The 14954-nt window shown below is 58.0% G+C and carries 13 protein-coding genes; 1 reads left to right on the top strand and 12 read right to left on the bottom strand.

Translation table 11 applies throughout. The annotated features are described in order from the left end of the window. Positions 1 to 75: 75 nt before the first annotated feature. The 10 genes from ndk to trmJ all read right to left on the bottom strand — a co-directional run bounded on the left by ndk (position 76) and on the right by trmJ (position 7561). Complete coding sequence (ndk, locus tag ACYX4K_RS02640) at positions 76 to 501, bottom strand: nucleoside-diphosphate kinase (protein WP_475093655.1); 426 nt, start codon at positions 499 to 501, stop codon at positions 76 to 78. A 282-nt stretch (positions 502 to 783) separates the two neighbouring features. After that, positions 784 to 978: a Fe-S cluster assembly protein IscX gene (iscX, locus tag ACYX4K_RS02635; RefSeq protein WP_475093656.1), complete on the bottom strand. Its 195-nt coding sequence runs from the start codon at positions 976 to 978 to the stop codon at positions 784 to 786. Positions 979 to 989: 11 nt separating this feature from the next. After that, complete coding sequence (gene fdx, locus ACYX4K_RS02630) at positions 990 to 1328, bottom strand: ISC system 2Fe-2S type ferredoxin (RefSeq protein ID WP_043317355.1); 339 nt, start codon at positions 1326 to 1328, stop codon at positions 990 to 992. A 30-nt stretch (positions 1329 to 1358) separates the two neighbouring features. Continuing rightward, positions 1359 to 3239 (bottom strand): Fe-S protein assembly chaperone HscA, encoded by a 1881-nt coding sequence (hscA, locus tag ACYX4K_RS02625; RefSeq protein WP_475093657.1) that lies wholly within the window; start codon positions 3237 to 3239, stop codon positions 1359 to 1361. Between the two features lie 9 nt (positions 3240 to 3248). After that, positions 3249 to 3767 (bottom strand): co-chaperone HscB, encoded by a 519-nt coding sequence (gene hscB / locus ACYX4K_RS02620; protein ID WP_475093658.1) that lies wholly within the window; start codon positions 3765 to 3767, stop codon positions 3249 to 3251. A gap of 102 nt (positions 3768 to 3869) precedes the next feature. After that, entirely contained in the window at positions 3870 to 4193 is a 324-nt protein-coding gene (iscA, locus tag ACYX4K_RS02615; protein ID WP_475093659.1) for an iron-sulfur cluster assembly protein IscA, read from the bottom strand. Between the two features lie 55 nt (positions 4194 to 4248). Then, positions 4249 to 4665 carry a Fe-S cluster assembly scaffold IscU gene (iscU, locus tag ACYX4K_RS02610; RefSeq protein WP_475093660.1) on the bottom strand — a complete coding sequence of 139 codons (417 nt, stop codon included), beginning with the start codon at positions 4663 to 4665 and terminating at the stop codon, positions 4249 to 4251. Positions 4666 to 4704: 39 nt separating this feature from the next. After that, the gene (locus tag ACYX4K_RS02605; RefSeq protein ID WP_475093661.1) at positions 4705 to 5919 is read right to left on the bottom strand and encodes an IscS subfamily cysteine desulfurase; all 1215 of its coding nucleotides are present in this window, start codon (positions 5917 to 5919) and stop codon (positions 4705 to 4707) included. Positions 5920 to 6027: 108 nt separating this feature from the next. After that, positions 6028 to 6522 carry a Fe-S cluster assembly transcriptional regulator IscR gene (gene iscR, locus ACYX4K_RS02600; RefSeq protein ID WP_475093662.1) on the bottom strand — a complete coding sequence of 165 codons (495 nt, stop codon included), beginning with the start codon at positions 6520 to 6522 and terminating at the stop codon, positions 6028 to 6030. 259 nt (positions 6523 to 6781) lie between these two features. Further along, positions 6782 to 7561, bottom strand: coding sequence for a tRNA (cytosine(32)/uridine(32)-2'-O)-methyltransferase TrmJ (gene trmJ, locus ACYX4K_RS02595; RefSeq protein WP_475093663.1), 780 nt, complete (start codon positions 7559 to 7561; stop codon positions 6782 to 6784). A 252-nt stretch (positions 7562 to 7813) separates the two neighbouring features. Between trmJ and ACYX4K_RS02590 the strand changes: the two genes are divergently transcribed. Next, entirely contained in the window at positions 7814 to 8620 is an 807-nt protein-coding gene (locus tag ACYX4K_RS02590) for an inositol monophosphatase family protein (RefSeq protein ID WP_475093664.1), read from the top strand. Between the two features lie 86 nt (positions 8621 to 8706). Here the strand turns inward: ACYX4K_RS02590 and ACYX4K_RS02585 are convergent, their stop codons facing one another. Together ACYX4K_RS02585 and ACYX4K_RS02580 are read right to left on the bottom strand one after the other, a co-directional pair. Next, positions 8707 to 12177: an EAL domain-containing protein gene (locus ACYX4K_RS02585; protein WP_475093665.1), complete on the bottom strand. Its 3471-nt coding sequence runs from the start codon at positions 12175 to 12177 to the stop codon at positions 8707 to 8709. Between the two features lie 105 nt (positions 12178 to 12282). After that, positions 12283 to 14301 carry a hybrid sensor histidine kinase/response regulator gene (locus ACYX4K_RS02580; protein ID WP_475093666.1) on the bottom strand — a complete coding sequence of 673 codons (2019 nt, stop codon included), beginning with the start codon at positions 14299 to 14301 and terminating at the stop codon, positions 12283 to 12285. Positions 14302 to 14954 lie beyond the last annotated feature (653 nt).

Genomic DNA, 14954 nt, shown 5'->3' with positions numbered 1-14954 from the left:
TTGCACCGATTGCGGTGCGAATTTGGAGTAGCTGTAGAGGCCTGCGGACAGGCCCCTACTGTTGCACAGGCTGAATTAGCGCGCGCAGATTTCTTCGGAAGAGAAGAAGTAGCTTACTTCGCGCTCGGCAGAAGCCGCGGAGTCGGAACCGTGTACCGCGTTGGCGTCGATGCTGTCAGCGAAGTCTGCACGGATGGTGCCAGCGTCGGCTTCTTTCGGGTTGGTGGCGCCCATCAGGTCGCGGTTGGCCAGGATGGCGTTCTCGCCTTCCAGAACCTGTACAACAACCGGGCCAGAGGTCATGAATTCAACCAGGTCTTTGAAGAAAGGACGCTCTTTGTGCTCAGCGTAGAAACCTTCCGCTTTCTCCTGAGACAGCTGAACCATCTTCATGGCAACAACGCGCAGGCCCGCTTTCTCGAAGCGGCTCTCGATTTCACCGATAACGTTCTTGGCTACGGCGTCCGGCTTGATGATGGACAGGGTACGTTCCACGGCCATGATTTTCTCCATTTCTAGGTTTTGCAAAAAATTTGTCTTAAGACAGATACGAAAAGAGCAACTCACGTTGCTCTTCCCTGAATTCTCTCACCGCGCCAACTGTTGATTAATTGACCAATCCTGATTCGCGGAGCGCGGATTATACGCGCTGTACGGTGAAGTTTGTACTGTTTGATTTGGCTTCCTTCACGTCATCCCGGGCCTGACCCGGGATCCAGAGAACAGTGCTCCGTAGCGCTGGATACCGGATCGAGTCCGGCATGACGGACATTTTGCCAGGCTTTATTCGTTTTCCTCGATCCACGCGGCCTGGATGGCCTCCAGGATCTTCTCGCCACAGCGGTCGGGATCGTCGTCGAATTCCGGCAAATCCATCACCCACTTGCGCAGGTCAACGAAGTTGACCGTCAACGGATCCTTGTCCGGGTAGGCATCGCTGAGCTCGATGGCGATGTCGTGAATGTCGGTCCATTTCATACCGGCAGCCCTCAGTGTTTTTCGGAAACCTGATTGATGGTGTACTTGGGAATCTCGACCACCAGGTCTTCTTTATCCACAATCGCCTGACAGGACAGGCGGGATTCCGGCTCCAGGCCCCAGGCCTTGTCCAGCAGATCCTCTTCCAGCTCGTCCGGCTCGCCCAGGGAATCAAAGCCCTCGCGCACGATCACGTGGCAGGTGGTGCAGGCGCAGGCTTTTTCACAGGCGTGCTCGATGTCCACGCCGTTTTTCAATGCGGCGTCGCACACGCTGATGCCCGGCTCCACTTCAATCACCTTGCCATCGGGACACAGCTCTTCGTGGGGTAGGAATACGATTTTCGGCATAACTTATTTCTCTATTAATCGCGACCGCCCTCAGGGCTTGTCGAATTCATCCAGACTGTGGCCCTGCATGGCGCGCTTGATGGAAGCATCCATGCGGCGCGCTGCGAAGGGTTCGGAAAGCGCGTTCAGCTCGTCGATACGGGAGCGAATCTCTTCCGCGGTGCCGCCGTTATGGGCCAGGCGCAGGGCTTCCATACCGCGCTCAAGCTCGCCGAGTTCACTCTCGCTCAGCAGTTCCGCACCATTTTCCTGCAAGGCAACAAGCATCGCCTCCAGGGTGCGCTCCGCCTCCACCTGGGCCTCGCGCTGGGCGCGCACCGCAATATCTTCCTCGGCGTTGGCGTAGGAGTCCTGCAACATACGGGTGATTTCGGAATCCTCAAGGCCGTAGGACGGCTTGACGGTGATTTCCGCCTGCACGCCACTGCTCTTTTCCATGGCGGTTACGGACAGCAGGCCGTCCGCATCCACCTGGTAGGTCACGCGGATATGCGCGGCACCGGCCACCATGGGCGGGATACCGCGCAGTTCGAAACGGGCCAGGGAGCGGCAATCGCTCACCAGCTCGCGCTCGCCCTGCACCACGTGAATGGCCATGGCGGTCTGGCCGTCTTTGAAGGTGGTGAATTCCTGGGCCTTGGCCACGGGAATGGTGGTGTTGCGGTGGATCAGCTTTTCGGTAAGCCCACCCATGGTCTCGATACCCAGGGACAGCGGAATCACATCGAGCAACAGCAGGTCTTCACGAGATTTGTTGCCGACGAGTACATCCGCCTGAATCGCCGCACCGATGGCGACCACCTGATCCGGGTCGATATCCGCATGGGGCTCGCGACCGAAAAATTCCTGCACTTTCTCCCGCACACGCAGGGTGCGGGTAGAGCCGCCCACCAGAACCACTTCTTCCACGTCGTCCGCGGTGAGATCCGCATCGCGCAGGGCACGCTTGCAGGCGCGCTGGGTTTTACTGATCAGCGGATCCAGCAGCTCGGCGAGTTTGACGCGATCCAGTTGCGCGGACCAGTCACCGTATGCGACCGCCACCGAAGCCTCGGCGGCCAGTGCCTCTTTGGCGGCACAGGCGGCATTCAGCAGTTTGCGCTGGGTGCCGGCGTCGAGGTCGGTACCGAGCCCCGCTTCCGCCGCCATCCACTCGGCCACGGCGCGGTCAAAATCATCACCGCCAAGGGCACTGTCGCCACCGGTAGACAGAACCTCAAATACGCCTTTGGACAGGCGCAGAATGGAAATATCGAAGGTGCCGCCGCCGAGGTCGTAAACGGCGATGGTTTTGTCGCCTACATCGCTGCCGTCGTCGGCCTTGTCGAGGCCGTAGGCTACCGCCGCGGCGGTAGGCTCGTTCAGCAGACGCAGCACTTTCAGCCCCGCCAGCTTGGCGGCGTCTTTGGTGGCCTGGCGCTGGGCGTCATCAAAATACGCGGGCACGGTGATCACGGCACCGTCCAGCGGGCCGCCCAGAGATTGCGCACCGCGCTCGGCGAGAACCTTGAGGATTTCCGCGGATACCTGAACCGGGTTCACCGCACCGGCCACCGTTTCGATGGACGGCATGCCGGAATTGTCTTCGCTGAATTTGTACGGCAACTGCTCGCCGAAGTGTTTGATATCGGCGATGCCACGCCCCATCAGACGCTTGATGGAAATAAGGGTGTTGTAAGGATCTTCACCGGCGGCGGCGCGAGCGCCGTAGCCCACTTCCACGCCACGCTCGGTGTAACGCACCGCAGAGGGAAGGATGGCTTGGCCATCTTCCGCAGGCAGCGCTTGTGCAGAGCCGCTGCGCACCGTTGCCACCAGGGAATTGGTGGTGCCGAGGTCGATGCCTACGGCGCGCTTGCGCTCGTGGGGTTCGGGGGTCTGGCCGGGTTCGGAGATCTGCAGTAATGCCATAAGTCAGTCTTAGTCCAATAAATCTTCTTCGAGCTCTTCGATCTGGCGCTGCAGCTTGGCGAGAAACTGCAATTTCAATAGCGCACTTTTTGCGTCGTCCAGCGCACTCTTTTCGAGAGCCTGCGCGAACGCCTGCTCCTGAGCCTTGAACAACTGCGCGGTTTCACTCGCGAGATCTTCGAGTTCCGCTTCCGGGTCTGCGGCTTGGCGCACGTCTTCCAAACGCTCGCGCAGAATCATCTGCTGCATCAGGAACTCACCGTCGGCGGTGGTCTGCTCCGGATTGATTTCCACACCGGCCAGTTTCAGCAGGTAAGCGGCCCGCGCGACCGGATCCTTCAGCGTGTTATTCGCCTCATTGATCTGCGCTGCGTATTGCATGGCCAGCATCTGCTCGCGTTCAGACTTTGCCGCAAAACGGTCCGGGTGAAACTCCTGCTGCAGTTCGCGATAGCGCTGTGCCAGCGCCGTGCGATCTACGGTGTAGGAGACCGGGAGGCCGAAAATTTCGAAGTGATTCTGTTGCATCTCTTTGAAGCCTGGAATTAGAAACCTGAAGTCAGGAAATCCAATAACAAAAAGGCCGGCATGCAGTTGCGCACCCGGCCTTGTTGCTGCTGCGCTTGAGCCTTAAATGTGAAAGCTCTCGCCGCAGCCGCACTCATTCTTGACGTTGGGGTTCTTGAAGGCGAAGCCTTCGTTCAACCCCTCTTTGACAAAGTCCAGCTCGGTACCGTCCAGGTATGCGAGACTTTTGGGGTCGACGATCAGCTTTACTTCGCCCGCGTCGAACACCTCATCTTCCGCTTCGGCCTGGTCGACAAACTCGAGAACGTACGCCATACCGGAGCAGCCGGCGGTCTTCACACCTACGCGAATACCGATACCTTTACCGCGACTGGCCAGCTGTTTGGCAACGTGTGCCCGGGCCGCTTCGGTCATGGTAATTGCCATCGGTGCTACTCCTTACTTCTCTGTCTATTCAGTGCAGGCTATTCAGCGCTGGCGCCTAGCCGGCAGCCTGTTCTGCGGCTTCGCCGCTCTTCTCACCGCGCTTCTCGCGGATATTGTTCACCGCCGCCTTGATGGCGTCTTCCGCCAGTACGGAGCAGTGAATTTTCACCGGCGGCAGCGCCAGTTCCTCGGCGATCTCGGTGTTTTTGATCTGCGCCGCTTCGTCGAGAGACTTGCCCTTCACCCACTCGGTGAGCAGGGAGCTGGAGGCAATGGCAGAACCGCAACCGTAGGTTTTGAACTTGGCGTCTTCGATGATGCCGTTGTCGTTTACCTGAATCTGCAGACGCATTACGTCGCCACAGGCCGGGGCGCCAACCATACCGGTACCCACGTTGTCCGCTTTGTCGTCCATGCGGCCAACATTGCGCGGGTGTTCATAGTGGTCAATTACTTTATCGCTATAGGCCATGACTATACCCTCTCAAAAATTCTCTATTTGCGCGGCAGCTTAGTGCGCAGCCCATTCGATGGTGCTGAGGTCAACACCATCCTTGTACATATCCCACAGAGGGGAGAGTTCGCGCAGCTTTTCTACTGCCTTCCTTACTTCTTTGGCCGCGGTATCCACGTCCTGTTCCGTGGTAAAACGACCAAAACTGAAGCGCAGGGAACTGTGAGCCAGCTCGTCGTTCACACCCAGGGCGCGCAGCACATAGCTGGGCTCCAGGCTCGCAGAGGTACAGGCGGAACCGGAGGAAATCGCCAGATCCTTCAGAGACATGATCAGGCTTTCCCCTTCCACAAACGCGAAGCTCACGTTCAGGTTGCCCGGCACACGCTGCTCCACAGAGCCATTGATGTGCACTTCTTCCATATCGCTGATCTGGCTCCAGAAACGATCGCGCAGGGCGACCATGCGCTTGCCCTCTTCTGCCATTTCTTCCTTGGCGATACGGAAGGCTTCACCCATGCCAACTGCCTGGTGCGTCGGCAGGGTGCCGGAACGCATACCGCGCTCGTGACCACCGCCGTGCATCTGGGCTTCGATACGCACGCGCGGCTTGCGGCGTACGTACAGGGCGCCAATGCCTTTGGGGCCGTAAACCTTGTGGGCGGAGAAGGACATCAGGTCCACTTTCAGTTCCGCCAGATCGATCTCAATCTTGCCGGCGCTCTGGGCCGCATCCACATGGAAAATGATCTTGCGCTCGCGGCACAGTTCGCCGATAGCGGCGATATCGTTGATCACACCAATTTCGTTATTGACGTGCATCAGGCTCACCAGGATGGTGTCTTCGCGCAGCGCTTCCAGAACCTGCTCCGGATAGACGATGCCGTCTTCCTTCGGGTTCAGGTAAGTCACCTCAAAGCCTTCGCGCTCCAGCTGGCGGCAGGTATCCAGCACGGCTTTGTGCTCGATCTTGGAAGTGATGATGTGCTTGCCGCGGCCCTGATAGAAGTGCGCAGCACCTTTAATAGCGAGATTGTCGGACTCGGTGGCACCGCTGGTCCAGACGATTTCGCGCGGGTCCGCGTTGACCAGTTCCGCTACCTGGCGACGGGCATCTTCCACCGCCTCTTCCGCCTTCCAGCCAAACAGGTGGGAGCGGGAAGCCGGGTTGCCGAAGTTGCCTTCCATGGTCAACTGCTCCGCCATTTTACTGGCGACGCGCGGGTCTACCGGACAGGTTGCCGAATAATCCAGATAAATGGGAAGCTTCATAGTCTCTTGTCTCCAATCGCCGATTTGCGTCGGCGCCATACTGCTATCGCTAAATGCGCTCAAATTTCCTGTAGCCAGGCCGCTCTGCCTGACCGGGCGGCCGGCACCTTACTGCAAGCCGCCGATAATCGCTACTTTCTGCTCAATCACGTCGGCCAGTGCTGCACTGCGGCCATCCTGACGGCGAGCCACTTCCTGCACCTCGGCGCGCTCAACCATATCCGCCAGACTGATGCCATTCAGGAAGCTGTGAATCTGGCGACTGAGGTCGGTCCAGAGATAGTGGGTGAGGCACTGCTCACCGGCGGAACAATCGCTGTTGCCGCCACAACTGGTGGCGTCCACGGATTCGTTGACCGCATCAATGATTTCCGCCACGCAGATCTCTGCACTCTGCCGCGCCAGGCGGTATCCACCACCGGGTCCGCGTACACTTGAGACCAGGCCGGACTGGCGCAGACGGGAAAAAAGCTGTTCCAGATAAGACAGGGAGATATCCTGACGCTTGGATATATCCGCCAGACTGATAGGGCCGCGTTCGGCGTGCAACGCCAGGTCCAGCATTGCTGTGACCGCATACCGCCCTTTGGTTGTTAAACGCATACCCTCTCCTGCCCTTCACCTGGGAAGTCGCACCAGTCAGCACCGCTTGGGCCACCAAACCGGCACTTGCGAATGATTCGCAACCACCCCGCAACCCTTACCGGCACTGCGGATTCGGGGCGCGAGTATGGAATAACCCACTACTTCAGTCAAGTATATAGCCGAGCGTTTCAGTCGGGTATTTGGCGGCTGCCTAGACCTGTTGGTTATCGCGATTTACCACCCAGGCATAACGGTCATAACGAGCAGGCGTGAACTGTCAGTCGGGCCGACCTTTACCACCACTGCGATGGATATGGTTCTGAATCGCGGTCAGCATGCCGCGCAGAATACCCAGCTCCATATCGTCCGGACGCACCCGGCTGAACAGTCGGCGCAGGCGGGTCATGGTCTGACGGGGGTTGTCCGGGTCGATAAAGCCCAGCTCCCCCAAAGCCAGCTCGAGGTGCTCATAATAGAGCTCCATATCGCCCGCTTTGGCCGGGGGCCTGTCCCAGTCGGTGAACTTCAGCGCTTCCCCCTTATCCGCCTCCAGCGCCGCCATACGGGCCTCGTACACCAGCACCTGCACGGCGGTGGCCAGGTTCAGGGAGCTGTACTCCGGATTGGAGGGAATATGCACGTGGAAATTGCAGGCCTGCAGCTCGTCATTCGTCAAACCGCGGTCTTCGCGGCCAAACACCAGGGCGACTGGATGAGATTTGGCCTCGGCCACGGCACGCACTCCGCACTCCCGGGGCGTCAGCAGTGGCCAGGGGATACGGCGCTCACGGGCGCTGGTGGCCACCACCAGGCCGCAATCCGCCACGGCCTCTTCCAGAGTTTCCACCACCACGGCGCTATCCAGCAGCTCGGAAGCACCCGCCGCACGCCACACCGCATTGGCAGCGGGAAACTCCCGCGGCTGCACCAGATACAGCTGGCTCAGCCCCATATTCTTCAGCGCCCGCGCCGCGCCGCCGATATTGCCCGGGTGCGCACTGTTCACCAACACCACGCGAATGTTGTCCAGCGCTGCGAGAGCTGACTGGGAAGCCATTTGGGTTGAGGTTTCCGAAGGAGAGGTCGCCATGGGGATTCCGGGGTAAAAGCTGGTTTGGGCCTTGATTCGGCCGGGATTATGACGCGGCAAGCCAGGTCGCAGGATACCGCTGCGTTACCCTACACTTGCCTGTTACAAAACCGGCGCGGAGTGTAGCAAAATTGAACGGGAATCCCTACAATCTCGCCCGTCGGCGAGCCCGACATTGCTTTTTACCATCCACAATCCACTACTGATCGCGGAATTCCTATGGAACCCATGCTGAATATTGCCCTGCGCGCGGCGCGCAAGGCCGGTGAACTGATCGAACGCGCCTGGGAGCGCGGCGACCTGATGAAGTTTGAAGAGAAGGGCCGCAACGATTACGTGACGGAAGTGGACAAGGCCAGCGAACAGGAGATCATTTATCACCTGCGCAAGGCTTACCCCAAACACAGCATCCGCGCCGAAGAAAGTGGCGTTCAGGAAGGCGCTGAGCCTGAATACGAGTGGATTATCGATCCGCTGGACGGCACCACCAATTTTATCCACGGCCTGCCCCACTTTGCGATCTCCATCGCCTGCAAATACAAAGGCCAGATCGAGCATGCGGTAGTGCTGGACCCGATCAAGCGCGAAGAATTTACCGCAAGTCGCGGCCGTGGCGCGGCACTGAATGGCCGCCGCATTCGCGTTTCCAACCGCCAGGGCATGAACGGCGCACTGATCGGCACCGGCATCCCGTTCAACGGCGATTCCTTTGAGAATATCGATGGCTACCTGGCCGCAATGAAAGACATTGCCGGACAGACCGCGGGCATTCGCCGCCCGGGCGCAGCCGCACTGGACCTGGCCTATGTTGCCGCCGGTCGCTTTGATGGCTTCTGGGAAATGTATCTGAACACCTGGGATATCGCAGCGGGCTCGCTGCTGGTGAAAGAAGCCGGCGGCCTGATCAGCGATTTCCGCGGCGGTAATGACTACCTGGATTCCGGCAACCTGGTTTGCGCCACCCCCAAGACCTTCAAGCCTCTGCTGCAAATCGTGGGCAAGCACCTGGGTAAGGTTCGCCAATAAATCTACTGTCGACCCGTGAACGGTGGCAGCATCTGGTGGCGGAACACTCCGCTACCGCGCCGCCACCGGTCTGACTGAGATAAGATTCAGGTTGCCGTCACAGGTAATTCGTCTTTTAACCGTCGCGCCTCATCAAGAACCTTCTGAAGTGGTCGCGGCCGGCCAATATGGTACCCCTGCAACAGGTCTACACCGATTGCCTCCAGCTTTTCCGCCGTCGCCTGATCCTCGACAAACTCAGCAATCGTCTGCGCTTTAAGGCGGTGCGCAACCTGATTGATCGACTCGACAATCATCAGGTCGACGAAATTGGACTCCACCTGCCGCACGAAACTGCCGTCTATCTTGATGTAATCAATGGCAAAGTTTTTCAGGTAATTAAACGAGCTCAGACCATTACCGAAGTCATCCAGTGCCACAGTGCAACCCATAGCGCGCAAGTCCGCAACAAACTGACTGGCGCTCTCCATCTGGTTGATCATGGCGGTTTCAGTAATTTCCATGCCCAAGTGTTGCGGCGAAATGGCAGAATCTTCGAGCAACCTGAAAAACTGCTTCTGAAACGCACTATCTCCAAGTGCATCTGCCGACAGGTTTAACGCCAGCTTCAGCTGGCTAGCGGCAACAGCGGCCGCCTGATTTTCGAAAAGTTCCCGTACAATCCAGCTGTCGACCTGCTGCATCAAACCGTAGCGCTCTGCCGCTGGTATAAATGCACCGGGCAAAATCAGATTTCCATCGGTATCCAGCATTCGCACCAAAACTTCATAGTGATGTATCCGCGTGGAATCCTTCGCACTGGCGATCGGCTGCGCATACAGACGGAAACTCCCTTCATCCAGCGCTGCACGTATGCGCGAGGCCATGTGAATTTCCCGATGCTGCTCTGCTGCGGCGCTTCGGTCCGCCTCGTACAACATCACCACTCCGCGACCGGCGTGCTTGGCGGAGTAACAGGCCACATCGGCCTGGCTCATCAAGTCTGCGACCTGGCTATTGCTACGGGAAATTTCCGTCACTCCCACACTTGCGCCCACGTCAAAGATTCGCCCACTCCAAGGGAAACGCAGAGCGATAATCTTTCGTACCAACTGCTCACACCGCGCCAGCCCCTGATCTTTGTCGCAATCCCGAAGCAGAATGCCAAACTCGTCACCGCCCAAGCGGGCCACACAATCGGACTCACGCAAATGGCCGCGCAGGAAACGCGCAACATTTTTCAGCAATGCATCACCAGCCTGATGGCCGGCACTATCATTGATTACCTTGAAGCGATCCAGATCCATATACGCCAGCACATGAACCCGCTCCGTATTTCGCACGGTGCTAACCGCCTCCAACAGCTCTCGCCGGAATGCTTCCCGGTTTGGCAGATGGGTAAGATGGTCGTGACTCGCCTTGTAGCGAAGTTGCTGAATCAGCTGGCGTGTTTCCGTGACATCCTGGAATACCAGAACGGCGCCAAGCACCAACCCATCACTGGTACGCAGCGGTGAAGCCGAACACTTGACGTCGTAACACTCCCCTCCCCGGTGGTGCAGTACGGTACCTTCCGGTGACATCACAGGCAGGTTCATGTTGAGGCAATCTTGTGCGGGACCGGTAACAATCGCTCCTTTCCGGCCACTGGACAAACGTAGCACTTCACCTACTTCGCGCCCCTTGGCCTCGGTGAGTTTCCAGCCGGTCAACAGCTCGGCAACGGGGTTCATAAAAGTAATTCGCTGACGCCCATCGGTGGCAATAACTGCATCCGCAATCGCGTTGAGAGTCACCTGCAGCTGCTCTTTTTCTTTCTCCAGAGACTCTGCCATATTCTTGTTTTCGGTAATATCCCGCAAAACGCCAATCAGCCTTAGTGGTTTTCCACCGTCAGCGGATTCCATAACGTGCGCGACTTCATGCACCCAACGCATTCTTCCCGCGTCGGTTTCCACCCGGTACTGACAGTCGATTTCCGCCGCGTCACCGTCAATATGTGCCTTCTGGGCCGATAACAGGCGCGGGCGATCAGCTTCCGCGACCCGTGCAGTCCAATCACTGCGACAGGTTAGGCTGCCTGCGTCGATCCCCATACCACCGCTCAACCACTCCGAAAAGAATGTCTTGCCGGATTCCAGGTCCCAGTCATAAACCACCTGACCGGTAACCGTCAGCGAGAACTTCCAGCGCTCTTCAGCGCGGGCCAGCTGCTCTTCGCTCCGCTTTCGCCAATCGACATCTTCGACTTGCACTATGGCATACAACGGCTCGTTGCGAGACCCTCTCGCCTGGGTACAGGACCAGTGCCCCCAAACGCGCTCACCACTTTTACGGATAAACTGCCATTCGGCATCCTGGACATACCCGAATTCAAAATCCTGCGGCGGACGCTCGTACCCTCGCAAACCGTCCCGCTGATTGCCTGTACCAGAATTTGGCAGCGCGACCACTTCCCCGACACGCAGCCCGCGCAATTCAACTTCGGTAAATCCAATAAACCGACAGAAACTTGCGTTTGCCTGCAGAATCCGGTTGTCCAGCGTCACCAGTAGCATACCGATGCGCGATGACGCCATTGCCGCACGAAAACTGCTCTCCACCTCCACAATCCGGGCGCTCCGCTTTCGCTCGATGCGGGATATCACCGCCATGATGTATGCAGGCAACATGGCGGCGTACAGAGGAAAAAAATCCAGTGCGCCGGTGAACGACCGCATCTCCGCCGGCAGCCAGGTGAGGGCGTTAGTGAACACCGCCAACTGTGCTACCACCGCAACAAAAACAAGTAGCAGCGTTTGTGTTAAGTCAAGGCGGGAGGCAGCCCAAATCAGGGGCAGCGCAATAAACACAAATGGATGGGAGAAGGTAAACAATACGATGAATATGCAAACTAGCGCGCAGGCTGAAACCGTGATCAACTGGAGAATGGCACTCGCGGCCAACGTCTCCCGCCCGGCACCAATGGAAAACAGGTACACCAGCGGGAAAAAAACACTGATCCCGACAACGTCTGCCAGGTACCAAACCATAAACACATCGATGAGGGGCAGTCCGGCAAACAGCGTCGCAACCAGGGAACCAAAACCAGCGCCAAATACGGTTGGGATAAGGGCGCCAAAAAAGATAAACCTCAGCCAGCGTCCCGCACCATCGAAAAAGTCGCCGTCCGCGCAAAAAAATCGCAACATGGACGCCGCAACACAGGCCTCCACCACCCCGGCCAGGGAATACAGTGGCGCGTTGGACAGGGTTACATCACCGACAACAGCAGCAGCAAGGGTTCCAATATAGGACCCAAGAAGCAGAAGTGGCCAGGATCGGCTGGCATATCGATACAGGAATGCAATGGTGAAGGCATCGGCAAGCCATATGGTTGCGATACCATCACTGACAGAAAGGAACTGTTTACAAAGGTAAGCGAGACAGAAGGTACCGAAAGTGAGCACCAGTACCGTCAACCCGCTCGCGCGCCCCTGCTCCGTGTGCTGCAATCTCGAATCGACAGGCACTCGCATGCCGCTCTGGCCTGCATCGTTCTGTTGTGCGACGCCCACATCGGGATTTGGAGCTTTCAATCAGTACTTCCTTTCACTGTTTTACTATGTCGCGGGGACGCATTCCCCCCTCCCGTTCGCTCAGTGTCGTTGCCCGCACTCCAGCAAGGGTGTGCAGCACGAGTTCTAATGCTCACCTTCAATCCCGTCGACATCAACCTGATCAAGTGACAAACCATAACGCAATCCTTCGGCGAGGCTCGTCAGGTCGTAACTGGCGGGTACACAGAAATCGACGTCGTCACTGCGCTGATCCAGAATACCCACCAGTGGGATATGTGCGGTGGTCGCATCTCCGCGCAGAATGGCAGCGAAGTCCCTGAGTGACACGCCGGGTAATTCGCTGTCGATCAGAATGATATCCGGGCGACCGGTACGCGCGGCAAATATTCCACGCATGGCATCATTGCACGTCTGAACTTCAGCCTGCTGCACGGAGGCCAGTACGACTTTGAGGCGGCTAGCATTGGCGGTTCGACCGGTAATGTAGAGCAGCCGGCACGGAGGAAGCATCTGCGCATAATCCGGGCGTGCCGCCATCGTCAGTACTTCGCTGGGGGCATCGTTCATCATAAACTCGATCCAGAATACCGAGCCTTGCCCCTCTTCACTGTCGAAGCCAATTCGCCCACCCATAGCCTCAGTCAGCTGCCTGGCAATTGCCAGTCCGACGCCGGTGCCCTCAATTTTCCCCTGCTCCGCACCAAGGCGGTTAAACGGTTCAAACACTTGAGGCTGCTTACCCGCAGCAATGCCACAGCCGGTATCGAGGACACTCAACCTCAGCCACCCTTCTGCCTGTGGTGCCAGGGAAATCACCACTCGGCCGCCCTCGCGATTGTACTTGATCGCATTGCCAACCAGGTTGAGAACAACCTGCTTGAACCGCACCGGGTCGGCGAGAACATAGGCGCGCTCCCAGCCAAGCGGCTCGAAGGTGAGATTGACCTTGCGGGTATCCGCCAGAGGCTCTAACAACTGCCGGCAATCTGCCACCAGGTTGGCCGGCTGCACGGGCTCGATGGAGGGCGCCAGGCGCTGGCTGTCGATGCGCGCCAGGTCCATCACATCACCGACCAGGTGCAGGAGGTGCTGCCCGGCCTTGCGGATTTCAGCAAGGCGCAGTCTCTGGTTCGGGTTCAGGCTTTGATCCAGTTCCACCATCTGGCTGTAGCCAAGAATGGCATTGAGCGGGGTGCGCAATTCGTGTCCCAGGCTGGAAATCAGCTCCGTGCGATCGCGGTTTTGCTGTTTGAGCCGCAGCAGTTCTTCTTTCGCCCGCATCTGTTTCTTTTTTGTCGCAGTGATGTCTTCGAGCGTCCCGAGCACCCGCACCGGGCGCCCCGCACTATTGCTCTGGACGTTACCGCGCGCCCGCACCCAGATGGTACTGCCATCGCTATGCTTGAGGCGAAATGCCACATCCAGCGGCAATCTCTCCCGGACATTGTCCTCCATCGCCTGCTTCACATCGGGGTAGTCCTCCGGAAACATGTGGGTCTTCCAGCGAGCCAGCGCGGCCCTGACATCGGGATCGCTCTGCCCGCGGGCGTACCCCAGCATGCTCCAGCAGGTGTTATCGAGAACGACTTCGTCTACGCGTAAATCCCACTCCCAGTGGCCATCCCCGATGGCGTCCAGGGTTTGCTGTAATCGTTCACCAGAAAAATTTGAGAGGGATCGTGCGGTGAGCGGCTCACTGTAATCGGTACAGCCACCGAGAAAGAATCGCTGGCCGGCAGGGTCGCTGAACACGCGGGCCCAGAGCCGCAACCATACCAGCTGACCTTCGCGCGTATAGGCTCGGAAAGTGGTATCGGCGAAAGCGCCCTGCTGACACAGGCGGTTGCGCAGCGCTAGTAGCCCGTCGCGATCATCGGAGTGGACCAGCCCCAGGTCACCACTCCATATACCGGACAGCGCGGCTTGGGGGTCCTGGTGCAACTGCAGCCAAAGGCTCCCGATAGAGCGCTGCTCTCCGGTTTCCGGGTGCCATTCCCAGATTCCCTGACTCCCACTCAGCAGAAGGCTGTGCAGGTATTGCGCCTGATTCAATGCCTGCGCTGGCGACAGACCTTCCAGCTCGCCGGGGCTGGCGAGGTACAGGCCAAATGGACTGGAGTGTATGGGGGTCGTCTTCGACACCGTATTGCCGTGCAGCTGCTCTATTAGGAAAGGCCGCGCGTGCGACCGGAATACGGCTAGTGAATCACTTATCGCCGGATAAAAAAAGGCCCCGCAATGCGGGGCCCAAAATAGCGATGATGAGAGAAAACGGGAAGTCACGCATTATTACGTTTGCCATAACCCGTGATGGATTCCCGGAGCGTGGACCTCGCGGCCCACGCTTAAAGTATTGCAACCGGTGTGCCAACTTTTCAAAAATTGCCAAAAAACGGTGTTTTCTAACTCCCCCCCAAGCGGTTTGAACAAAAAACATACAGGCAAACTTCGATCAAATTGAAAATTTTGTGCTAAAGAACCCTTTATTAAAGATAAATGACAGCGCTTGACCCAAGATTGAACGCAAAAATCCACTAACGCACCAAAACAATGCAACTTTGGACCATTCCTCCCCAACGTGACTTTCAACCCACTCGTGGCGCGCTAAAATCCCACTTGGGCCGAGACCTCACCGCCGGCCCGAGAACTAGCGCACTCTTTTCAGGTCTCATATCCAGCGATTTGCATGTCAGGCGCCCTCTAATAACGTGTCCCGAGGCGGCATCTGCGGTAGCATTTCCCTTTCGGCCCGAGCAGATCCAGCGAGCGCCGAAATCGGCAGGCTCAAACAAGGT

It is taken from the genome of Microbulbifer sp. ABF4_107 (assembly GCF_056312215.1).
This window is presented reverse-complemented; position numbering and strand designations above follow the sequence as displayed.